Origin of the sequence: Nonomuraea terrae (genome assembly GCF_044465245.1) — a bacterium.
Lineage (GTDB): Bacteria > Actinomycetota > Actinomycetes > Streptosporangiales > Streptosporangiaceae > Nonomuraea > Nonomuraea terrae.
The window spans coordinates 728,841-750,000 of record NZ_JBITLL010000006.1; the positions used below are offsets into that span (position 1 = coordinate 728,841).

At 72.5% G+C, this 21,160-nt stretch carries 20 protein-coding genes; 12 read left to right on the plus strand and 8 right to left on the minus strand.

Going from position 1 to position 21,160, the window contains the following annotated elements:
- The 3 genes from ACIBP6_RS32825 to ACIBP6_RS32835 form a co-directional block, all read left to right on the plus strand.
- A partial coding sequence (locus ACIBP6_RS32825; protein ID WP_397057702.1) for a hypothetical protein occupies positions 1–337 on the plus strand: 337 nt, incomplete at its 5' end.
- Positions 338–339: 2 nt separating this feature from the next.
- Positions 340–1,011: a class F sortase gene (locus ACIBP6_RS32830; protein WP_397057703.1), complete on the plus strand. Its 672-nt coding sequence runs from the start codon at positions 340–342 to the stop codon at positions 1,009–1,011.
- A 329-nt stretch (positions 1,012–1,340) separates the two neighbouring features.
- The gene (locus tag ACIBP6_RS32835; protein WP_397057704.1) at positions 1,341–2,438 is read left to right on the plus strand and encodes an exo-alpha-sialidase; all 1,098 of its coding nucleotides are present in this window, start codon (positions 1,341–1,343) and stop codon (positions 2,436–2,438) included.
- Here ACIBP6_RS32835 and ACIBP6_RS32840 read toward each other — a convergent pair.
- Complete coding sequence (locus tag ACIBP6_RS32840) at positions 2,428–3,954, minus strand: IucA/IucC family protein (protein WP_397057705.1); 1,527 nt, start codon at positions 3,952–3,954, stop codon at positions 2,428–2,430. The two genes, ACIBP6_RS32835 and ACIBP6_RS32840, sit on opposite strands and share 11 nt — an antisense overlap.
- A 58-nt stretch (positions 3,955–4,012) precedes the next feature.
- On the opposite strand from ACIBP6_RS32840, the gene ACIBP6_RS32845 reads away from it, so the two are divergent.
- Positions 4,013–5,557 carry an IucA/IucC family C-terminal-domain containing protein gene (locus ACIBP6_RS32845; RefSeq protein ID WP_397057706.1) on the plus strand — a complete coding sequence of 515 codons (1,545 nt, stop codon included), beginning with the start codon at positions 4,013–4,015 and terminating at the stop codon, positions 5,555–5,557.
- A gap of 20 nt (positions 5,558–5,577) precedes the next feature.
- Here ACIBP6_RS32845 and ACIBP6_RS32850 read toward each other — a convergent pair whose 3' ends face one another.
- Together ACIBP6_RS32850 and rfaE2 are read right to left on the minus strand one after the other, a co-directional pair.
- Entirely contained in the window at positions 5,578–6,051 is a 474-nt protein-coding gene (locus ACIBP6_RS32850) for a DUF1440 domain-containing protein (protein WP_246075022.1), read from the minus strand.
- A 35-nt stretch (positions 6,052–6,086) separates the two neighbouring features.
- On the minus strand, positions 6,087–7,532 hold the full coding sequence (rfaE2, locus tag ACIBP6_RS32855) for a D-glycero-beta-D-manno-heptose 1-phosphate adenylyltransferase (protein ID WP_397057707.1): 1,446 nt from the start codon (positions 7,530–7,532) through the stop codon (positions 6,087–6,089).
- 84 nt (positions 7,533–7,616) lie between these two features.
- Here rfaE2 and ACIBP6_RS32860 point away from each other — a divergent pair, with 84 nt between their 5' ends.
- The 5 genes from ACIBP6_RS32860 to ACIBP6_RS32880 all read left to right on the plus strand — a co-directional run bounded on the left by ACIBP6_RS32860 (position 7,617) and on the right by ACIBP6_RS32880 (position 12,233).
- A complete protein-coding gene (locus ACIBP6_RS32860; RefSeq protein ID WP_397057708.1) occupies positions 7,617–9,071 on the plus strand; it encodes a glycosyltransferase family 9 protein in 1,455 nt (484 codons plus the stop codon).
- Positions 9,072–9,136: 65 nt separating this feature from the next.
- Positions 9,137–9,646 carry a SigE family RNA polymerase sigma factor gene (locus ACIBP6_RS32865; RefSeq protein ID WP_132615227.1) on the plus strand — a complete coding sequence of 170 codons (510 nt, stop codon included), beginning with the start codon at positions 9,137–9,139 and terminating at the stop codon, positions 9,644–9,646.
- A complete protein-coding gene (locus ACIBP6_RS32870) occupies positions 9,643–10,830 on the plus strand; it encodes a hypothetical protein (protein WP_397057709.1) in 1,188 nt (395 codons plus the stop codon). The genes ACIBP6_RS32865 and ACIBP6_RS32870 overlap by 4 nt, the downstream gene beginning before the upstream one ends.
- Positions 10,831–10,873: 43 nt before the next feature.
- The gene (locus ACIBP6_RS32875) at positions 10,874–11,452 is read left to right on the plus strand and encodes a TetR/AcrR family transcriptional regulator (RefSeq protein WP_397057710.1); all 579 of its coding nucleotides are present in this window, start codon (positions 10,874–10,876) and stop codon (positions 11,450–11,452) included.
- 19 nt (positions 11,453–11,471) lie between these two features.
- Positions 11,472–12,233, plus strand: a complete 762-nt coding sequence (locus tag ACIBP6_RS32880; RefSeq protein WP_397057711.1) for an SDR family NAD(P)-dependent oxidoreductase — start codon at positions 11,472–11,474, stop codon at positions 12,231–12,233.
- Between the two features lie 4 nt (positions 12,234–12,237).
- On the opposite strand, the gene ACIBP6_RS32885 is transcribed toward ACIBP6_RS32880, so the two are convergent.
- From ACIBP6_RS32885 to ACIBP6_RS32900, 4 genes are all read right to left on the minus strand, one after another.
- Entirely contained in the window at positions 12,238–12,993 is a 756-nt protein-coding gene (locus ACIBP6_RS32885; RefSeq protein WP_397057712.1) for a hypothetical protein, read from the minus strand.
- Positions 12,994–13,028: 35 nt separating this feature from the next.
- Entirely contained in the window at positions 13,029–14,177 is a 1,149-nt protein-coding gene (locus ACIBP6_RS32890; protein ID WP_397057713.1) for a protein-L-isoaspartate(D-aspartate) O-methyltransferase, read from the minus strand.
- The gene (locus tag ACIBP6_RS32895) at positions 14,177–14,317 is read right to left on the minus strand and encodes a hypothetical protein (protein ID WP_165969834.1); all 141 of its coding nucleotides are present in this window, start codon (positions 14,315–14,317) and stop codon (positions 14,177–14,179) included. The genes ACIBP6_RS32890 and ACIBP6_RS32895 overlap by 1 nt, the downstream gene beginning before the upstream one ends.
- Positions 14,318–14,433: 116 nt before the next feature.
- Entirely contained in the window at positions 14,434–15,954 is a 1,521-nt protein-coding gene (locus ACIBP6_RS32900; RefSeq protein ID WP_397057714.1) for a golvesin C-terminal-like domain-containing protein, read from the minus strand.
- A gap of 183 nt (positions 15,955–16,137) precedes the next feature.
- Between ACIBP6_RS32900 and ACIBP6_RS32905 the strand changes: the two genes are divergently transcribed.
- The 3 genes from ACIBP6_RS32905 to ACIBP6_RS32915 all read left to right on the plus strand — a co-directional run bounded on the left by ACIBP6_RS32905 (position 16,138) and on the right by ACIBP6_RS32915 (position 19,671).
- On the plus strand, positions 16,138–18,084 hold the full coding sequence (locus ACIBP6_RS32905) for a family 10 glycosylhydrolase (protein WP_397057715.1): 1,947 nt from the start codon (positions 16,138–16,140) through the stop codon (positions 18,082–18,084).
- A 219-nt stretch (positions 18,085–18,303) separates the two neighbouring features.
- On the plus strand, positions 18,304–18,897 hold the full coding sequence (locus tag ACIBP6_RS32910; protein ID WP_397057716.1) for a TetR/AcrR family transcriptional regulator: 594 nt from the start codon (positions 18,304–18,306) through the stop codon (positions 18,895–18,897).
- An 84-nt stretch (positions 18,898–18,981) separates the two neighbouring features.
- Positions 18,982–19,671 carry a type 1 glutamine amidotransferase domain-containing protein gene (locus ACIBP6_RS32915; RefSeq protein WP_397057717.1) on the plus strand — a complete coding sequence of 230 codons (690 nt, stop codon included), beginning with the start codon at positions 18,982–18,984 and terminating at the stop codon, positions 19,669–19,671.
- Positions 19,672–19,730: 59 nt separating this feature from the next.
- Here ACIBP6_RS32915 and ACIBP6_RS32920 read toward each other — a convergent pair whose 3' ends face one another.
- On the minus strand, positions 19,731–21,152 hold the full coding sequence (locus tag ACIBP6_RS32920; protein WP_397057718.1) for a pyridoxal phosphate-dependent decarboxylase family protein: 1,422 nt from the start codon (positions 21,150–21,152) through the stop codon (positions 19,731–19,733).
- Positions 21,153–21,160: the final 8 nt, after the last annotated feature.

Below are 21,160 nucleotides of genomic sequence, written 5' to 3' on the forward strand. Positions count from 1 at the left end.
CGACGCTCCGCGTGGCGGGGTGGACACGGGTGCGGGTGGGGCCGTGGCTCGGGACGACGATGATGACGACGCTCCGCGTGGCGGGGTGGACACGGGTGCCGGTGGCACCGCGGTGCTCGACGACGACGATGACGACGCGCCCCGGGGCGGGGTGGAGACCGGCATGGGCGGGACCGCCGGTAACGGGAGCCCCGCTGCGGCCACGGTGAGCGACGAGTCCGCCGCGAGCAGCGGTACCTCCTGGACGTCGCCCGCGGTGTCGCTGACCCTGGGCTTCCTCGGGATCCTCGCGGTGGCGGCGTACTGGCTCCGGCGCACGTTCTTCACGGAGAGCTGACCATGCGCCTCATGCTGGCGGCCGCCGCCGCGTGCGCACTGGCCGCGACCACTGCCTGCGTCCCCGGGAACGTCATGAACGCGGAGACCACCAGCGCCTCCGGATCCGGACCTGCCGCCCCCGAGGCGCCGGGTCCGGTGACGGGCGAGATCGCACGGCCGGTAGCCCGCGACGTGGCGGGCGCCGGCGGGGTCGCGCAGCCGGCGGCGGCCGAGAGCGGGGGCCGGGCGGCGGCGGACGTGGCCAACCCGGTGCGGTTACGCATCCCGGCCATCGGCGTCTCGACCGGGGTGTCCGCGCTCCGGCTCGACGCCAAGGGCCAACTCGTCGCACCCACCAGCTTCACCCGGGTGGGCTGGAACAAGTCGGGCCCGGAGCCGGGCGAGAAGGGCGTGGCCGTGATCGCGGGCCACGTCGACTCCAAGACCGGCCCCGCCGTCTTCTACCGCCTGCGCGAGCTGCGCAAGGGCGCCAAGATCCACGTCGACCGGGCCGACGGCAGCACGGTCACGTTCGTGGTGGGCCGGCTGGCCCGCTACCCGAAGAGCCGCATCCCCGACAAGCAGGTCTACGGCACCGCCAAGGGCGCCGAGCTCCGACTGATCACCTGCGGCGGGACGTTCGACCGATCACGTAACAGCTACCGCGACAACGTGATCGTCTTCGCCCGTTGACCCCCGGCCACACCGGCCGGCACCCCGCAGACGTGCCGCCGAGGAGTTCCTTCCCTCCTCGGCGGCACAACCAGGTCCGGGTCAGGGCACGCTGGGGATGGCGGGTTCGCGGTTCGTCCAGCCCGGCTCGATGGTCATGGTCCAGGTAGGCGGCCAGGTCGTCGGCGGCCTCCGGGCCGAGCCGGGCAGCCAGGTAGCGGTAGATCTCCTCGAAGCAGTGGCGGTGTGTCCCTTCTGTGGCGTACATCCCTGCTCCACCGCTGATCGCATTCGTCTTCACGTACGGCCGGCGTCGGTCTGCGTTCATCTGGGCGTCGTAACGTGCGCGCATGGCGGATTACCCGACGTCGGTGCCGTTCCGGAAGGCGACGGACGGCTATCACACGTTCCGGATCCCGGCGGTCGTGCTGACCCCGGCAGGCACCGTGCTGGCCTTCGCGGAGGGGCGGCGCGCGTCGGCGTCCGACTCCGGGCACATCGACCTGGTGCTCAGGCGGTCGTCGGACGGCGGCCGGACGTGGGGCGCACTGGAGGTCGTGGCCACGGAGCCGGACCAGGGCACGGCCGGGAATCCCGCGCCGGTGGTGCTGGACGACGGCAGGATCGTGCTGGTTCACGTACGGCAGGGCCCGGAGGCGACCGAGGAGAAGATCCGCCGCGGACAGGTCACGGCGGCGGCGGGGCGGCGGGTGTTCGTCCAGGTCAGCGAGGACGACGGGGTCACCTGGTCGAAGCAGCGCAACATCACCGGCGACGTGAAGCGGCCGGAGTGGCGCTGGTACGCGACCACGCCCGGTCACGCGGTGGTGCTCCGTGAGGGCCCGCACGCGGGCAGGATCGTGGTTCCCGCCAACCACTCGCTGCCGCCTCGCGGCAAGGACACCGGCACCGAGGCCAGGTACAACGGCGGCCATGCGCTGCTGAGCGACGACGGCGGTCAGAGCTGGCGCATTGGGTACGTCGACGACAACCCCGACGACTACGTCAACGTCAACGAGACCACCGCGACGGAGCTGCCCGGTGGGCGCCTCTATCTCAACACCCGCAACCACGCCACCGCGCCTGGCACGCGGGCCGACGCCTACTCCGCCGACGGCGGCGAGACGCTGGAGCTGCCGTTCCGCCCGCAGGCCGGGCTGGTCGGGCCGGTCGTGGAGGGCAGCGTGTTGTGGTGCGCGTCGCCGGACGTGCTGCTGTTCTCCGGCCCGGCGGCGCCCGACGCGCGGGCGCTGATGACCGTGCGCGCCAGCGACGACCACGGGGTGACCTGGCGGGTCGCCCACACGGTGTCCGGCCTGCCCGCGGCCTACTCCGACCTGGTACGGCTGGACGCCGACACGGTCGGCCTGCTGTTCGAGACCGGCGACTTCGGGCCGTACGAGAGCATCGCCTTCCGGCGTGTCCCGATCGCCGAGCTCACCCGGTGAGGAGCGGGTTCGGCAGGGTGGTCCAGCTGTCGCCGGGCGGGGCGCCGTCCAGCCGGGCGAGCAGGTGGGCCTTGGCCGGCAGGCGCGCCGCGAACAGCGCGGCGCGGTCCGCGCGTACGTCCGGCCCTTCGGGCAGCGCGTCGAACGCCTCGCGGGCGGCGGCGGCGACCAGCCGCCACAGGCGCGCCTCCGCCTCCCGGTCGCCCTGCCCGAACAGCGCGACCAGGCTGCCGAACGTCGTGCCGACGAGCGAGCCGTACAGCTTGGCGTGCAGCACCGACGGGTCGTCGCCGAGCAGCCGGGCGCTGACCGGCGGCGTCTCGACGCCGTGGCGGGCCAGCCGCGCCGGGCTGAGCCGGACGTCGGCCAGGTCCCGGTAGATCAACCGGCACGGCATGCCGTCGGCGTCGAGCTCGACCAGCAGGTTCTGCCCGTGCGCCTCCAGGGCCGCGCCGAGCGCCAGCAGTCCGAGCGTCCCGGTCATGGCCGACCGTGCGAACGCGGCCAGCCACGCCTCGGGGTCGTTCGCCGTGGCCCGGGTGACCGCGGCGACGGGCAGCACGTTGCCCGTGACGGGCTCGCGCAGGAGGGCCGACAGGTCGGCGGTGGGCTCGCCGTTCACCAGGGCCGCCGCTCCGGCGAGGTAGCGGGACACCCGCAGACCGCCCCCGGCCCGCGCCGCGAGGGAAACCAGCAGGTCCGACAGGGCGACGCAGTCGCGGACGGTGCCGGGCGAGATGTCGCGCACGCCGGAGGTCATCCGCGTGCTGAACGCCGTCTTGACGTGCGGGCCGCCGTCGAGCGGGGCCAGGGTCCGTACGGACATGAGCGGCCGCGCCGGGACGGCGGCCACGGCGTACGGGCGCGACCCCAGACCGGGCAGGACGTGCCGGGTCTGCCACGGATGGACGGGCAGCAGCAGCCGGTCTCCCTCCCTGAACGGCCACGGCCCCGTGACCAGGCATTCTCCGGCCGGCAGCGCCACCAGGTCGAGGGCGACCGTGGGCCGGTGCTCCGGCATGTACGCCAGCTGCTCCGCCACCGACACCCCGGGCCGGTTGCGGCACCCCGGATGGTACGGATGCCCGTCCACCACGCTCTGCTCGTGGTCTTCGAGGGTCTTGGCGGCGTACGCGGGCGGGGCCGCGGCGCGGGAGAGCGCCAGCGAGGCGACGCTGTTGTCCAGGTCCTCGACCAGCCGGTCGCTGCCGGGCAGGCCGAGGGCGGCGAGCAGCTCGGCCGGGTGCGAGCGGGGGCGTCCGTCCAGCCGGAGCGCGGGCTCCTCCCCGAGGTCGTACGGGCGCCGCGGCGAGCCCGTCAGCAGGCGCCCGCCGGCCGTCGTGACGACGCCGGGGCCGGTCACGGTCAGGCCGGGCAGCGGCTCGTGGAGCAGCCCGCGCCACAGCCGGCCCAGCACGGCGGCCCGCGCGCCGGGCAGCGCCTCGGCGTATCGGGCGGACAGACCGGGACGTACGCGGGCCAGCTCGGCCGCGAATGCCTCCTCCACCGGCCGCATATTTCCCACCTTTTCCGGCAACATGCCTGCTAGCTACCCACGGGGGGAGTAGCTCGCCATGGCATCCACCGACGATCTCGTGCCCGGCCCGGAGCACCAGGCGGACGCGCTCGCGCAGACGGCGCTGCTCAACTGCCTGATCCGCGAGGTGGCCAGGCCCGCCGAGGCCGGCGGCTTCCTGCTGCCCGCGACCGGGCGTGTGGTGAGCGCCGCGGGCACGCGCCACCCCGTCCGGCCCGCGCTGTGCACCCCCGACGGCCGGCGCCCGCTGAGCCTGGACGAGCTCATCGCGATCGCGGCGGACGAACTGCGCGCGGCCACGGGTGCCGACAACCGGGTGCTGGCCGCGGAAATCCGGCACAGCAGGGATGTCACGGCCGCGTTGCTGGCCGCCCGGCGATCGGCGACGCCGCCCGCGGACCCGTACCTGCGCTCCGAGCAGGCGCTGCTCGCGGGGCACCGCTTCCACCCGGCGCCCAAGGCCCGCGGGGGAGCGGGGCCGCGGGAGTGGCTGGCGTACGCGCCGGAGGCGTACGCGAGCTTCCGGCTGCCGCTGCTCGGCGTCCCCGTGGAGGACCTGGTCGAGGTGGGGGACACGGGCGGGCTCGACCGGCTCGGCGGGACGGCGGACGGCGGCCTGGTCCCGCTGCCCGCCCATCCCTGGCAGGTGCGGCTGCTCGGCGGCCTGCGGCACCTGCGCCGGCTGGGCGTCACGGCGGGGCCGGCGGTGCCGACGTCGTCCGTCCGGACGGTGTACGTGCCGGAGGCCGACCTGTTCTGCAAGTTCAGCCTCGACGTGCGGATCACGAACGACGTGCGCCGCCTGTGGCTGCACGACCTGCGCCGGCTGCCGGTGGTCGCCGCCCTGGTGGACCGGGCCTTCGACGGGCTGCCGGAGCACGTGCCGCGCCCGGCCGTGCTGCGCGACCGCGGCTACCGCAGCGCCCGCCTCGGCGCCGACGGCGGGGAGGCGCTCGCGGTGATCGTCCGTGACGGGCTCCGCGCGCACCTGCACCCGGGGCTGACCGCGCTGCTCGCGGCCGGGATCGGGGAGGGCTTCGCCGGCAACCCGCTCGACGACCTGGACGAGGACCGCTCGCTGCTGTGGTGGGAGCGCTACCTGGAGCACGTGGTGCCGCCGGTCCTGCACGCGTACCTGCGGCACGGCGTCGTGCTGGAGTGCCACCTGCAGAACGTGCTGGTCGGCGTGGACGCGGGCGGCATGCCCGCGCAGGCCCTGTTCCGCGACCACGAGGGCGTCAAGTTCGTCGCCGAACGGCACCCGGGGCTGGAGGCGCCGGTGCTGGGCGGCGCGCAGGCGTGGGAGCGGCTGGTCTACTGCCTGGTGACCAACAACCTGTGCGAGATCGCGGGCGCGGTCGCGGAGCGCCACCCGAAGCTGGACGACGAGCTGTGGGCGCGGGCCAGAGCCGTGTTCGCCGTCGCGGCGAAGGACCACGGCGATCCGGCGGAGCTGCGCGAGCTGCTGGCGGCCACGCACATCCCGGCCAAGGCCAATCTGCTGCTGCGCTGGCTGGAGGCGGACGGCGCGGCCATGCGCTGGGTGCCCGTCCCCAATCCGTTGAGGCTCTTCACTCCATGAGCCGAGCTGCCGGCCCGGTGTCAGCGCTCCCGCGCGCGCCAGCAGGACGAGGCCACCACGGCCCCGTAGAGCAGATGGTCGGCCAGCAGCGCCAGCCGTTCGGCGGTGGTGTTGCGCTTACGCTGCAGGCCGAGCGCGGGCGCGATGGCGGTCTCGAACGCGGCCCAGGCCAGCACGCCGTAGACGGGGCCCGCCCACCTGCGCTCGCGCACCCCGCGCGGCAGCAGGCCGAAGGCGGCGCCGCCGGTGGAGCCGTAGAGCCAGTGGACGAGCTCCACCACGGCGGGGCGGCGCTCGACCGGCACGCGGGAGAAGGCCCGGGGCGCGGTCTTCTCCAGCACCGACTCCGGCGGCGTCTTCGGCACCAGCCCGAGGGCCGTGGTGAGCCGTCGCATCCCCGACATCGCCATGGACGCGACCACGCCGCCGGCGGCGGCGTGTACGAGAGGCGAGCCTTCCCGGCGGCCGGCGGGCTCTTTGTACTGGTGTGCCATGCGGTGCCGCTTACCGGACGGCACCTCGGTAAACCTCACGGCAGTGCGCGCATGCGGCCGATGATCGCGGTGGTCGAGCGGTCCGGCACGTAGCCGAGCACCCGCACCTCGCCGCCCAGCGCCCGCACCAGCGGCGCCTCCGGCAACATCTCGGGGGTGTAGTCGCCGCCCTTGACGTAGATCTCCGGGCGGATCATCCGGAGCAGCCGCTCGGGCGTGTCCTCGTCGAACTCGGTCACGTAGTCCACGTCGTTCAGCGCCGCGATCACCGACATCCGGTCCTCGCACGGGTTCACCGGCCGGCCCGGGCCCTTCAGCCGGGCCACGCTCGCGTCGCTGTTGACCGCCACCACCAGCACGTCGCCCAGCCGCGCCGCCTCCTCCAGGTACGTCACGTGGCCCCGGTGCAGCACGTCGAAGCAGCCGTTGGTGAACACCACCCGCTCACCCCTGCGCCGGTGCGCGTCCAGCAGCTGGGCCAGCCGCTCGGGCGTCTGCACCGTGCCCTCGTGGCGGCGCAGGGCGCGCAGCAGCTCGTACCGGGTGCAGATCGCGGTGCCGGGGCGGCGCACCACGACACCGGCCGCCGCCTGGCCCGCCTCCGCCGCCTCCTCCGGCGTCGCGCCGCCCGCCAGCCAGAGCGCGAACGCCGCCGTGTAGGTGTCGCCCGCGCCCGTGGCCATGTGCTGCGGCGCCGGCTCGGCGTACGTCCGGTACGGCGGATGCCCGTCCCGGTGCAGCAGCGTGCCCTCGCCGTCGAGGGTGGTCACCACCATCCCGGCCCCGGTCAGCTCCAGCAGCCGGCCCGAGCGGGCCATCAGGTACGCGGGCCGGTCGTCGGTGTCGCCGCCGCCGCCGCTGCCGCCGCCGCCGCTGCCGTCGCCGTCGAGCAGGCGTACGACCTCGAGGTAGTTGGGCAGCACCGCGGCCGGCGCGCACTCCCGCCACGGCGCCACCGCGTGCGCGTCCACCACCAGCAGCGGCGCCTCGGTCAGCGCGCGGCGCACGGCGGGCGTGCAGACCCCGCCGCCGTAGTCGCAGGCGACCACCACGTCCGCGCCCGCCACGGCGTCGGCGAGCCGCCGCAGCAGCTCCCGCTCTGCCGTCTCGGGCAGCGCGTCCCGGTCCTCCTCGTCGTAGCGCGCGGTGAGCTGGCCGCTGGTGACCAGCCGCCGCTTGTGCGCCGTACGCCGTCCCGGCACGGTCACCAGGTCGACCTGGACGCCCAGCAGGCGCAGCGACTGCACCAGCTTCTCGCCGCACTCGTCGTCGCCCACGACCCCGACCAGGCGGACGCGCGCGCCGAGCGCCACCAGGTTCGCGGCGGTGTTGGCGGCGCCGCCCGGGGCGTCCTCGGTCGCCTCCAGGCTCATCACGGGCACCGGCGCCTCTTGGGCGAGACGCTTGGCCGGGCCGCGCAGCCATGAGTCGAGCATGACGTCGCCGATGACCACGGCGCTGATGATCTTGTCTGTGCCCATGAGAAGCGAGTACCGGAGAAAGACCTGATCAAACCAGTTTTGTCCAAGTTATGGCGGCCGGGTTCTGGGGTAGCAGAACCCGCTATGTCAGGACGGGACGCGGCCGGAGGGCTGGTCGGCGGGGTGCGCAGGATCGCGGTGCTGCGGGCCAACGCGATCGGCGACTACCTGCTGTCCGTCCCCGCGCTGGACGCGATCAAGCGGGCCTACCCCGGCGCGCGCCTGACGCTGCTCGGCACCGCCTGGCACGCCGCGTTCCTGACCGGGCGGCCGGGACCGGTGGACGACGTGGTGGCGCTGCCACCGATCACCGGCGTCTCCACGTCCGAGCCGGGGCATCCGGTGCCCGCCGGGCTCATGGAGGAGCTGCGGGCGCGCGGGTTCGACCTGGCCGTGCAGATCCACGGCGGCGGACGCTACTCCAACCCGTTCGTACGCGGCCTGGGCGCCGGGGTGACCGCCGGGATGCGCGCGCCGGGGGCGGAGGAACTCGACCGCTGGGTGCCGTACACGGACTACCACCACGAGACGCTGCGCTTCCTGCAGGTCGCCGCGCTGGTCGGCGGGGTCGCGGACGGGCTGGAGGCCCGGGTCGCGGTCACCGGGGCGGACCGGGCCGAGCTGGCCCGCGTCCTCGGCGAGGTGCCCGCGGGGCTCGTCGCCGTGCACCCGGGCGCGAACGACCCCCGCCGGCGCTGGCCGGTGGAGCGCTTCGCCGAGGTGGCCGACATGACCGGCCGTCCCGTCGTCGTGACCGGGCGGCAGGAGGAGAAGGACCTGGTGATGGGCGTGGTCGAGTCGATGCGCCGGCCCGCCACGCCGGTCGTGGGCGCGCTCGGCCTTGGCGGCCTGGCCGCGCTCCACGAGCGGTGCGACCTGCTGATCGCCAACGACACAGGACCGCGGCACCTCGCCGCGGCCGTCGGCACGCCCACCGTGGCCGTGTACTGGTGCGGCAACCTGGTCACCTACGGCCCGCTCAGCAGGACGGCGCACCGGCCGCTGACGTCGTGGACCACAGCCTGCCCGCGCTGCGGCGCCCGCGGCGTGGAGCCGGGCGCCGTGCGCTGCGCCCATGAGGAGTCGTGGGTGCGCGACGTGTCGGTGGAGATGGTGGCGGAGCAGGCTCTGGACCTGCTCGCCGGACCCTTGGGGGGGATGACGATGACCGACCGAGCCGTGATCGACCAACTGCAGCAGGCCATCGAGGAGGCCTTCAGCGGACGCGACCGGGTGGCGATGCGGGAGGTGTACGCGCACGCGTCCGAGCACGTGAACCTGCCGGCCGATTTGCTCGCGCACCTCAACGAGCTGCCCGAAGGCGCCTACAGCAGACCGGAGGTGATCGAGGCGATCAACGAGGTGATCGTGCGGCGGGGTGAGCAGGAGAGCCTGGGGCTGCTGCGGGTGCCGCGCCAGGCGCGGCCCGTGGAGGAGACGGCCGAGGCCGAGCGGGCGGTGCGGGACGAGGCCCCGCTCGAACAGCTCAACCCGGCCTCGCTCCCGCCGGACGACGAGGATCCCGACATCATGCGGTGAAAGGTCGCATAGCAGGGGGCGTCGCCGGCGTCTGAAAGGGTGACGTCGATCCCCTGGAGGTGACCGTGGACGCCGCGGACGAGCAACGGTTCCGCGAGTTCGTGGCCGCGCGTTCCCCCGCTCTCATGCGGCTCGGATTCCTGCTCACCGGCGGTGACCAGCACGCGGCCGAGGACCTGGTGCAGACCGCCCTGGCGCGGCTGGCGGGCCGGTGGCGGCGCGTGGAGGCCCCCGAGGCGTACGCGAGGCAGATCATGTACCGCCAGCAGGTGAGCTGGTGGCGGACGAGCGTGCGCCGCGGCGAGGTGGTCCAGGCCAGCCCGCCCGAGCGGGAGGAACGCGACGCGCATCACCAGAGCGAGCTGCGCATGCTGCTGCGCGCCGCCCTCGCCCGGCTCACCGCCCGGCAGCGCGCGGTGCTGGTGCTGCGGTATTTCGAGGACCTGCCGGAGAAGGAGATCGCGAGCGTGCTCGGCTGCTCCGTCGGCACGGTCAGGAGCACCGCGCACCGGTCGCTGGCCCGGCTGCGCGAGGTCGCCCCCGAACTGGCACGGGAACTGGAGGTGGCCAGGTGACCCGCCTGCTGCGCGACACACTGGAGGAATGGGCCGGGCAGGCCCAGGTGCCCCACGACCTGGCCGACCGGGCGCTGCGCAGGCGCGTCTGGAAGCCCGTGGGGGCCGCGATGCTGGCGGCGGCCATGGTCGCGGCGATCGCCGTCTTCGCCACCGGTCAGCGTGAGCCCGAGCCGGTCGTGCTCCCGGCCACCGGCATCACCCTGCCGGCCAGGCCGTCGCCCGCGCCGACGGACGTGCGGACCGACACCGGGAACAGCCCGCCGGCCAAGCTGATCGCCGCCGGGCGCCTGGCCGTCTCGGCGTACTACGTGTACCGGCCGGCGAAGAGCGGGCAGCGGGTCCTGCGGAGCTGGTCGTTGTACGACCCGCGCACCGGCGGCTACGAGCGGACCCCGTACGCGTGGGTGGATGTGGCTCCCGGGCTCCAGGTCGCCGCCGTGCTGGACGGCGACGGGCTCGGCACGCGGGTGGGCGTGCTCGACATGAACACCCGCGAGATGCTCACGTGGATCGACCTGGAGCACCCCGTCGGGTCCGTCGTCTGGTCGCCGGACGGCACCAAGATCCTGGCCACCGCCTACTCCAGCTACCCGGAGATCAGGCAGGGCGAAGGCGACCAGGCGCACCTGCGATTCGGCGAGAACTCGCGTACCGGTTACTACGTCATCGACGTGCCGGGCGGCACGGCCGACTACCACGAGCTGCCGCCGCTGCCCGGCCTCGACAGCTCGGAGCGGATCACCGGCAACCCGCGCCAGGACCTCGGCTGGAGTCTGGACGGCAGCTTGCTCTGGTCTCCCACGAACAGGCGTCCGGACCGGCTGTTCTACACCCTCGACGGCCGGCGGGCGGAGGCCCCGGAAGCGGACCGCTACGTCGGGTATTCGCGCCACTCGGCCCTCTCCCCGGACGGCCGCCTCCTGCTCGGCCCGGACGGGCTGCCCACGAAGATCACCGATGCCGCGACCGGTGAGATCGCCGGCCGCCAGAACGTGCTGCAACTGCACGCCTGGGCCGACGACGACAACGTCATCGCGCTCGGCTGCGCGGGCTCGTGCGAGAACGAGTTCGACAACGGTCTCGTCCTGGTGAGCGTGGACGGCGAGCGGATGACCCAGCTCGGGCGCAACCGCGACACCAACAAGGAAGGCTCGTGGCACTGGATCCTGACTCCACGCTAGCTTTTTTTGACCGATCGATCTCGATAGTGTTAGCGTCTGCGGCGTGGCAAGGACCAAGGAGTTCGATCCCGACGCCGCGCTGCAGAAGGCGCTGGAGCTGTTCTGGGAGCGCGGGTACGAAGCGACCTCGATGGCCGATCTCGTGGAGCGGCTCGGGATCGCGCGGGCCAGCATCTACGCGACCTTCGGCGGCAAGCGCGAGCTTTACCTGAAGGCGCTGGAGCGTTATGTCGAGCAGTGCGACGTGGTGGAGCCGCTGTCCCAGCCGGGGCCCGCGCTGCCCGCGATCCGCGCCTTCCTCGACGCCTACGTCGCCGAATGCCTGGCCGACGAGCTGCGGCGGGGCTGCATGGTGGTCAACACGGCGGTGGAGTTCGGCTCGCGCGACCCCGTCGTGTCACGCAAGGTCGTGGCGAGCTGGGCCGAGATGGAGGCCGTGCTGGCCGGGGCCCTGGTCAGGGCGCGCGCCCAGGGGGAGATCCCGGCGGGCAAGGATCCGCACGCGCTGGCCAGGTTCCTGCTCGTGCTGGTGCAGGGCGTCCGGGTGCTCGGCCGGGCCGACCCCGACCCCCGCCGGCTGCGCGACGCCGTGGACCAAGCCATGAATGCCGTCCAAATATGAGAACGATTGGTATGGAATTATGACAGGTCGTTTTGCCGGCAAGGTCGCACTGGTGACGGGCGCGAGCGGGGTCGTGGGGCGGGCGGCGGCGCTCGCGTACGCGCGGGAGGGCGCCGCCGTGCTCGTCGCGGGCCGCGACGCCGCGCGGCTGGCCGAGGTGGTGAAGCTGATCGAGGACGGCGGCGGGAAGGCGAGCGCGTTCATCGTCGACGTCACCAGCTCGGCCGACGTGGCCGCCATGGTGACGGCCGCCGTCTCCCGGTACGGCCGGCTCGACGTCGCCCTCAACGCCGCCGGGATCTTCGGCAAGCTCGCGCCGCTGGCCGACTACGACGAGGACACCTGGGACGACGTGCTCGCCGTCAACCTCACGGGCGTCTACCTGTCGATGAAGCACGAGATCGCCCACATGCGGGCGCACGGCGGCGGCACGATCGTCAACGTGGCCTCCAACATGGGCGCGCACTGGCGCCTGGCCGGGGCGAGCGCGTACGCCGCCTCGAAGGCCGCCGTCAGCTACCTGACGCGGGCGGCGGCGCGCGACCACATCGCCGACGGTGTCCGCGTCAACGCCGTCAGCCCCGGCCCGATCGACTCGCCCATGTCGACGCGCCCCGGCGAGACCCGCGCCGAGCGGGACGAACGCATGAAGACCGGCCTGCCGATCGGCCGCGTCGCCGCCCCGGAGGAGATCGCCGCGGCCGCCTTGTGGTTGTCGTCGCCGGAGTCGAGCTTCGTCGTCGGCACGGACCACGTGGTGGACGGCGGCGCCACCGCCTGACCCGTCACAGCGTCCTGTCCCGGCGCAGCCCCATGACCCAGATCCCGAGCGTCCGCCGGGGCAGCACGTAGAGGACCGCCACCACGGGGACGATGAGCTGGGCGGGCTCGTTCACCAGCTCGAAGAGCTGGACCCGCTCCAGGAGCCCGGTCCCCCCGAAGGACATCTCCCATGGGTCGGAGACCAGGGTGACGGGCAGGGCGATGACCCAGTAGTCGATCAGAACCGCCGCCGCCCGGCGCACGGCCCGCCCGCGACGGACGGCGGGCCCAGTCGGCGGATCGTCGCGCAGCTGCGTGGCGAGCAGGACCAGCACGGCGGCCACCAGGAGGGCGAGGACCGGGCCACTGCCCACCTGGCCGGCCACCTCCGCGAACCACTGACCGCTGAACAGCGGGACGACGGCGCAGGCATCGGAGTCGAAATACGGCACGACGAGCGGGTTGAGCACCGCGGTCAGCGCGAGCAACGCCGCCGCCCGCCGCCCGGCCACCGCCGACTGCCACCGGCCGAACGCCGCCAGCACGACGACCGCGGGGACTCCCCAGGCGACCCCGAGCCCCACCAGCATGCCGGCATCCGCGCGAAGGGGCACGACGAGTGCCTCGACCGCCTCCTGCCATGCGCTTCGGTCCGAAAAGTACGAGCCGAAGCAGATGCGCCCCCTGAGCTCCCCGACGTACGGCCTCCAGCGCTCCCACGTCGGGTAGACGGCGGCGCACAAGGCGCCCAGCCAGGCCGCCAGGACGGCTCGCGACAAGATCGACTCCGTTTTCGGGCGACCCTATCCGACCGTCAGCTCACGATGCGGTCGGGGGAGTCGAGCCAGATGCGCTGCCCGTGGGGGCCGACCGTCATGCCGAAGCGGTCGCGTCCCGGACGGCCCCAGCTCACCCACTGGAAGTAGGCGTTCAGGACCTCGTCCCAGACGGGCCGGTGGCCGACCTGGTAGACGTCGTACTCGACGCTGTTCGGCCGCCAGACCGCCGTCGCCCACGAGTACGGGTCGCGGGGGTCGCAGATCCACAGCTTGAACAGCTCGCCGTCCTCGTCGGACTCGCTGCTGTGACTCGCTTCGAGGCCGGTCAGCGCCGCCATGGCCAGGTCGGCGCCGGCCGGTGCGTACGCGATCGTGCGCGGGTCGACGCGGGTCCGCAGCAGGTGCCGCTCCTCCGGACCGCGCGCGTCGAGCGGCGAGACGGGCCGCTGAGAGCGCATCATCATGTACGACGCGAAGCCGGGGAAGCGCCCGACCGCGATCCCGTCCGGGAGGACGACGAGCCGCAGTGAATGGTTGCCGCCGAAGTTGGGACAGTACGGCAACACGATCACCGCGCCGGGCCGGCACTGCTCGATCCACGTGTACGGCACGTTCCGGATCCCGCATGTGACATGCACCCGGTCGTACGGCGCCCCCGGCGGCCATCCGAGAGCGCCGTCGCCGACGATCAGGGTCGGGGTGGCCCCCGCGCCCGCGAGGTTCTTGGCGGCCTGGTCCGCGATGGCCGGGTCGATCTCGATCGAGGTGACCTGGCCCCGCTCGCCGACCAGGTGGCACAGCAGGGCGCCGGTCCAGCCCGTGCCGGTGGCGATTTCGAGCACCCGCTGGCCGGGATCGGGGTCCAGCAGGTTCAGCAGATCGGCGACCGTACTGGGGGCTGAGGCCGACGATGTATACCCGCTGATGGTCTCGTGCAGCGGGACGGCGCCGTCCATGAGCTGGGTGACGACGATGCTGTCCGAATAGACGGTGTCCCACCAGGTGACCGGGTCGTCGTCACGGTTGATCATGTACGGCGGGGCCTTGGTCGGCACGACAAGGCCGACCGTTGGGATGAACTGGTGGCGGGGCACCGCGCGGACCGCCTTCTTGACCGCGTTCCCGATCTCCCCGCAGGGATCGAGTTCTGAGACGAGGCGATCCATCCGGGCATTGACGTCCATTACTTCTTGTCGCCCTTGCCCTTGTCGGCGTGCTTGCCGGACGCCGTTTTCTGCTGGTCACCGTTGCTCCCTACACCTCCGTGCTTCTTGGGGTCGAAGTCCTCGGCCTTCGGGCTCTTGGGGTCTTCGTGACGGGCCATGGGGCTCCTCCTCTGCTTGTCTGGATGGATGAGATGCTACGTCTACCACTCGTATCTCGCAGGGAAAAGAGAAGACCCGCACCCGGAAGAGGGCGCGGGTCTCGCTCAGGAGGAGGTCAGCGGCTGATGCGGACGGCGTCGGCGATGACCAGGCCGGTGCCGGAGGTCCAGCGGCTCACGCCGACCACGTTGTACGTGCCGGCGTTGAGGGAGAACGTGCCGATCGTGCGCCAGCCTCCGCCGCCTGATCGCTGGTCGACGAAGACGGTCTGGTTGCCGCTCGACGTCGCCACGATGTACGGCGCCGAGCTGTTGTATCCGGGATCGCCCGGATACCAGACCTCGACCCGGTACGTGCCGGCGCTGGGGATGGTGGCCGTGTACCAGGCCGGGTCGCTGGCGGCGACGGGCTCGGCGAAGCGGTAGTCGGCGCCGTGGCGCTGGGTGGAGTAGGTCGAGGTGCCCCAGTTGGCGCTGGCGGTGAACTGGCCGGCCGTGGTGTTGTCCACGGTCGTCGTGAACGTGGGCGGGTTGGTGCCGCCACCGGTCACGTAGTTCATGAACAGCGTCCAGTTCCAGTTCCGGCCGGGGTCGGTGTGGGTGGCGCCGGGGACCTCGCTGTGAGCGACGATGCCGGTACGCGTCTTGGGGATGCCGTACTTGTCGCACAGGTGCCTGACCAGCGCGGCGGACGACCGGTACATCGCGTCGGTGTACCACGAGGCGTCGGAGACGAAGCCCTCGTGCTCGATGCCGATGGACCGGTTGTTCCAGTTCCCGGCGTGCCAGGCGACGTCCTTGTCGCGCACCATCTGGGTGACGGCGCCGTTGGACGACTTGATCACGTAGTGCGCCGAGACGTTGGCGCTGGGGTTCTGGAACCAGGAGATGGTGCCCGCGTACGAGCCCTGGGCCGTGTGGATGACCACCCGGTCGATGTCGTAGCTGGTCTCGCGGTTGGAGACGCGGTAGTTGCCGGAGTTGGCCGGCACCCAGGCCGCGGGCCCGTAGTCGGTGCTCAGGATGCCGGCGTCGGCCGCCCTGGAGGACAGGTCACGGGTCTTGGCGTACTCGCCGCGGTCGGCGGTCACCTCCTGCGGCTTGACCTGCACGCCGCGGGCGTTGACGCCGAGGCCGAGGTTCTCGTAGACGGCGTCGGCGTAGAGCCTGGCCAGCTCGGGGGAGGAGGCGTTGCCGTACTCGGCCACGGCCTGGTACCAGCGGCCGGGGTCCTTCCTGGCGGTCTCGTCCAGGCCGAGGGCGTCGGCGTGGGTGCGCAGGACGGCCGCGCCGCCGAGGATGTTGGCCGCGTCGTCGGTCTTGAGCTTGTCGGCCGGCAATTCGGTGAGCTCGGCGGCCTTCTCCAGGGAGCGGTTGGCCGGGTTGCTGACCAGATGCATGACGCCGTAGCCGTTGCTGGCGCTGGGCTCGCCGCCGTGCCCGTCGAGGTGGGTCTCGGCGTACGCGAGCGCGACCAGCAGGTCGCGGGGCACGTCGAAGGCGGCGGCTGCCTTGGCGAAGGCGGCGGGCAGTGGCGCGTCCTTGGCCTCGGACCAGGCAGGCTGACCTGCGGCGATGAGGAGGACGGCCAGGAGGGAGGTGGCGAGGGCTGCTAATCGCGTGCGGACGAGAGTCATGGGGGCTCCTCGTTCACGAGTGGACGGGGAGCACGCTACGGCAGCTCCTGACTGGATGTCGACAATTGACATTACTCGTGAGTTAGGTGAAACTCCTCGCCCTCTGGGACCGCTGAGATTTGGGCCCCCTCGAAGTTGTGAAAACTATTGCGCCCTCCCGTGAATCCGCTGAAACTTCCCTTCGTGACCGCGCTTCTGCGTACCGTCCTCGCGGCGCTCACGGCCGCCATCGTCCTGGTCCCCGTCTCGTCCTCCTCCGCGAACGCCTGCGTCGTCGATCCGGCCACCCCCAAGCGCCAGCTGCGGGCCATGTGGATCTCCTCGGTCGCCAACATCGACTGGCCCAGCCGCACCGGGCTGAGCGCGTCGGCCCAGCAGGCCGAGTTCCGCGCCTGGCTCGACCTCGCCGTCTCCCGGCGGATGAACGCGGTGGTCGTGCAGGTCAGGCCGACGGCGGACGCGTTCTGGCCCTCGACGTACGAGCCGTGGTCGCAGTGGCTGACCGGCACCCAGGGCGGCAACCCGGGGTACGACCCGCTGGCGTTCATGGTCAGGGAGGCCCACGCCCGCAACCTGGAGTTCCACGCCTGGTTCAACCCGTACCGGATCGCCAACCACGACGACGCGTCGCGGCTGGTGTCCTCGCACCCCGCGCGGCGCAACCCCGGCTGGCGCTTCGCCTACGGCGGCAAGCTGTACTACAACCCGGGCATCCCGGAGGTCCGCGACTTCATCGAGGACGCGATCATGGACGCGGTCACCCGCTACGACCTGGACGGCGTCCACCTGGACGACTACTTCTACCCGTATCCGGTCAGCGGCCAGACCATCCCCGACGCGGCCACGTACGAGCGTTACGGCGGCGCGTTCGACACCATCGGCGACTGGCGGCGCGAGAACGTCAACCTGCTCGTCCGCGAGCTCGACCAGCGCATCCACGCCGCCAAGCCGCACGTGTCGTTCGGGATCAGCCCGTTCGGCATCTGGCGCAACGCCGGCACCGACCCGCTCGGCTCGCGCACCTCGGGGCTGCAGTCGTACGACGCGATCTACGCCGACAGCCGGCGGTGGGTGAAGGAGGGCTGGGTCGACTACCTCGCGCCGCAGGTCTACTGGCACATCGGTTTCTCCACGGCGGCGTACGAGGTGCTCACGGCCTGGTGGTCCGACCAGGTCAGAGGCACCGGCGTGCAGCTCGTCATCGGCCAGGCCGCCTACCGCGCGGGCGCCTCCGGCGAGGACGCCGCCTGGCGGGACGCGGCCGAGCTGAGCGACCACCTGACCGACAACCGCCGCCACTCCGAGATCGTCGGCGACGTGTTCTTCAGCGCCAAGGACGTCAGGGCCGACCGCATCGGCGCGATCACCCGCCTGGCGAACACCCACTACACCCGTCCCGCGCTGTTGCCCGCCCGTGGCTCCGGCGCCGCGCCCGCCGCTCCCTCGATCACCTCGGCCGCCCGCGCGTCGAACGGTGTCCAGCTCACCTGGACGGGCTCGGGCACCTCGTACGCGGTCCACCGGGTGGCCGGCTCGCCGTCGGCGGCCGACCCGTGCTTCTTCGCCGACGCCCGCAACCTCGTCGGGACGACCCGCCAGACCACGTTCACCGACACCTCGGCCGCCGCCGGGACCGCCTACACCTACTACGTGAGCGCGCTCTCCCGCACCCACCAGGAGAGCCCGCCGAGCGCGGGCCGGGCCGCCGAAGGCTCCGGCGGTTTCAGTGTGGTGGTCGACAACGCCGACGCCGGGTTCACCGCGGGTACGAACTGGGGCACCTCCACCTTCTCCGGGCAGCGCCACGGCGCCGACTACCGCTTCGCCGACCCGGTCGCGGCCAGCGACCCGGCCTGGTACCGCGCGGCCATCCCGAGCGCGGGCAGCTACCGGGTGGAGGTCTGGTATCCGGCCGACGCGGGCTACAACAGCGCGACGCCGTACGTCGTGGCGGCCTCCGGCGGCAACCGGACGGTGACCGTCGACCAGCGCACTGGCGGCGGGACCTGGCGCGCCCTCGGCACGTTCACCCTCGCCGCCGGCACGTACGACGTGGTCGGCGTGAGCCGCTGGACCTCCACCGCCGGATACGTGATCGCCGACGCCGTCCGGATCAGCAGAGTGGCATGAGCCTCGGTCGCGTTCGCCGTGTGCGGCCGCCGCACGGCGGTCAGGGAACCGCTCCGGAGCGAGCCGGCCGAACGCGCCGAGCGGATCGAACGCGAACGCCGTCACCTGATCCCCGGCCGACTCCGGCACCTTCTCGTGACGTCCGTTCTGTGCGGTGCAGGCCGCCTTCTACCGCGACAGCTTCTAGACGACCGGTCTATTAGATGCTAGGGTTCTTTCATGCCGGTCACCAAGCGCACCACGGACACCCGTCGGGTCATCCTCGACACCGCCCAGCGGATCATGGCCCACAAGGGCTATTCCGCCGTCGGTATCAACGAGGTGCTCGCGGAGGCCGGCGTGCCGAAAGGGTCCTTCTATCACTACTTCGCCTCGAAGGACGCCTTCGGTGAAGCAATCCTGAAGAGCTACTTCGCCGACTACCTCGCAGAGATGGACGGCATTCTCGCCCGGCCCGGTCAGTCGGCGGCCGAGCGGCTGATGGCCTACTGGCAGCAGTGGCGGGAGACGCAGAGCGTCGAGGAGTGCCAGGGCAAGTGCCTGGCCGTGAAACTCGGCGCGGAGGTCGCGGACTTGTCCGAGTCGATGCGTCTGGTCCTGAAGGAAGGCACGAGCGCGATCGTCGACCGCATCGAGCGCACGATCATCAGCGGCCTGGAGGACCGCTCTCTCTCGGTCGACGGCGAGGCCCGCGACACCGCACAGGCCTTGTACGACATGTGGCTCGGCGCGAGCGTCATGTGCAAGATCCATCGCAGTCTGGCGCCGCTGGACACCGTCACGGCGGTGACCCGCAAGCTGCTGCACCTGTAGAAGGCCCGCCCTCCATGCCCACCCGGTCATGGGGACTCTCTTCACCTCAAATAGTAGACTGGTCTACTGAACAGGGAGCGTGTCATGAAGGTTCTGATCGTCCTCACCTCGCACGACCAGCTGGGCGACACCGGCCGCAAGACCGGGTTCTGGCTGGAGGAGCTGGCGGCGCCGTACTACCGCTTCAAGGAGGCCGGCGCGCAGATCGTGCTCGCCTCGCCCAAGGGTGGTCAGCCGCCGCTGGACCCCAAGAGCAACGAGCCCGGCTTCCAGACCGATGACACCCGGCGCTTCAAGGCCGACCCCGAGGCCACCGAGGTACTGGCGAACACCGTGCGCCTGGACTCGGTCTCGGCCGACGACTTCGACACGGTCTTCTACCCCGGCGGGCACGGACCGATGTGGGACCTGGCCGAGGACGACGTCTCCGCGCGGCTGATCGAGTCGACCCTGCGCTCCGGCAAGCCGGTGGCACTGGTGTGCCACGCCCCCGGCGTGCTGCGGCACACCGTCAACGAGGACGGCACCCCGCTGGTCTCGGGCAGGAAGGTCACCGGATTCGCCAACTCCGAGGAGGAGGCCGTCCAGCTCACCGACGTCGTCCCCTTCCTGGTCGAGGACGAGCTCGTCAAGCTCGGAGGCGTCTACTCCAAGGCCGGCGACTGGCAGCCCTACGTCCTGCGGGACGGCCTGCTGATCACCGGGCAGAACCCGGCCTCCTCGGCCCCCGCGGCCGACGCCCTCATCGAGCTGGTCAACAAGGGCAGCGTGTGAGCGCCTGACCGCCCGAGCCGAGCCGGCTCTCTACGCCGGCCCGGCCAGGGCGGCCCGGTTCAGGGGCCGTAGATGACGGACAGGAAGCGCAGGAGGACCGCTTCCCTCGTCGGTGCGGGCAGAGCGTCCAGGATGGTGTTGACCGCGGCCATCTCCGGCTGCCCCGTGCCCGGGCGCAGGTCCACACCTACCGCGGCGGCGAGTTCGGTGAAGCTCGTGTCGTCCATCGTGTCGAGGTCCAAGCCCGCCACCAGGTCGACCAGTCCCTCCGGCAGTTCGACGGGGCCGGGGGCGCGGGCGGTGGCGGCCGACTCGGCGATGACCTTCAGCATGGCGTCGACCCCGGCCAGCGTGACCCCCGTGACCGTGATGTGCAGGTTGGCCGGGATGCCGGCGTAGGAGAGCTGCGGCTGCAGGAACCAGCCCCTGGCCCGCGCCTCGTCGGCCAGCACGAACACGTCGATCCCGGCCCCGGTGAACGCCACCAGCGACGACTCCGGCTCCCCGAGCACCCGCAGGCCGGGGATCGCGGCGATGCCCTCGCGTAACCGCGCCGTGGCCGCCAGCGTGGCGCGGCCGAGCTCGACGTACCCCTCGCGGCCGAGCGCCCGTAAGGTCGCCCAGGCGCCGCCGAGCGGGCCCGCCGACCTGGAGCTCTGCACGGTCGCGTTGATGATCGTGTAGCCGGGCCAGGCCGCCGAGGCGAAGTACGCCGCCCGCCGCATCGCGGGATCGGCGAAGAGCACGACGGACGCGCCCTTGGGCGCATAGCCGAACTTGTGCAGGTCGCAGGAGATCGAGGTCACCCCGGGCACCGACAGGTCGAACGGCGGGATCGCCGCGCCCGCCTCGCGCAGCCACGGCAGCAGCCACCCGCCCACGCACGCGTCCACGTGGCAGGGCACGCCCGCCGCCGCGGCCACGGCCGCCACCTCCGCGACCGGGTCGACGACCCCTTGCGGGTAGGACGGCGCGGAGACGGCCACCAGGATCGTGTCCGCGTCGAGGGCCGCCTCGACGTCGCCCGGCCGCACCTTGTACGTCTTCAGGTCCACCGGCACCGCCACGACCTCCACTCCGAGGTAGTGGGCGGCCTTGTGGAAGGCGGGGTGCGCGGTCACCGGCAGCACCAGCTTCGGCCGGGCCGCCGACGCCGCGTCGCGGGCGGCTTTGACGGCCAGCATGATCGACTCGGTGCCGCCGCTGGTGAAGATGCCGTGGCCGCCGCCGAGCTCGTCGGCGACCGCGCCGACGACCTGCCGCTCCATCTCCACCACGCTGGGGAACGCGGTCGGGTCGAGGCAGTTGACCTCCAGCATCTCCAGGTACGCCCGAGTCGCCGCGTCGTTGACCTCGGGCCTGCCGGTGTCGTAGACGTACGCGGTCACCTGGCCGCCGCGGACGGGCAGGTCGTGCCGCTTGAGCCGGGACAGCTCCGCCAGCAGGTCGCCGGTCGTCTCTCCGGCCGGGGGAAGGGTCACGCGGAACT

Bases quoted from the DNA above. Each gene is read 5' to 3' on its own strand.
- ACIBP6_RS32830 (WP_397057703.1), top strand. From the start codon at position 340: ATGCGCCTCATGCTGGCGGCCGCCGCCGCGTGCGCACTGGCCGCGACC.
- ACIBP6_RS32835 (WP_397057704.1), top strand. From the start codon at position 1,341: ATGGCGGATTACCCGACGTCGGTGCCGTTCCGGAAGGCGACGGACGGC.
- ACIBP6_RS32840 (WP_397057705.1), bottom strand. From the start codon at position 3,954: ATGCGGCCGGTGGAGGAGGCATTCGCGGCCGAGCTGGCCCGCGTACGT.
- ACIBP6_RS32845 (WP_397057706.1), top strand. From the start codon at position 4,013: ATGGCATCCACCGACGATCTCGTGCCCGGCCCGGAGCACCAGGCGGAC.
- ACIBP6_RS32850 (WP_246075022.1), bottom strand. From the start codon at position 6,051: ATGGCACACCAGTACAAAGAGCCCGCCGGCCGCCGGGAAGGCTCGCCT.
- rfaE2 (WP_397057707.1), bottom strand. From the start codon at position 7,532: ATGGGCACAGACAAGATCATCAGCGCCGTGGTCATCGGCGACGTCATG.
- ACIBP6_RS32860 (WP_397057708.1), top strand. From the start codon at position 7,617: ATGTCAGGACGGGACGCGGCCGGAGGGCTGGTCGGCGGGGTGCGCAGG.
- ACIBP6_RS32880 (WP_397057711.1), top strand. From the start codon at position 11,472: ATGACAGGTCGTTTTGCCGGCAAGGTCGCACTGGTGACGGGCGCGAGC.
- ACIBP6_RS32890 (WP_397057713.1), bottom strand. From the start codon at position 14,177: ATGGACGTCAATGCCCGGATGGATCGCCTCGTCTCAGAACTCGATCCC.
- ACIBP6_RS32895 (WP_165969834.1), bottom strand. From the start codon at position 14,317: ATGGCCCGTCACGAAGACCCCAAGAGCCCGAAGGCCGAGGACTTCGAC.
- ACIBP6_RS32900 (WP_397057714.1), bottom strand. From the start codon at position 15,954: ATGACTCTCGTCCGCACGCGATTAGCAGCCCTCGCCACCTCCCTCCTG.
- ACIBP6_RS32910 (WP_397057716.1), top strand. From the start codon at position 18,304: ATGCCGGTCACCAAGCGCACCACGGACACCCGTCGGGTCATCCTCGAC.
- ACIBP6_RS32915 (WP_397057717.1), top strand. From the start codon at position 18,982: ATGAAGGTTCTGATCGTCCTCACCTCGCACGACCAGCTGGGCGACACC.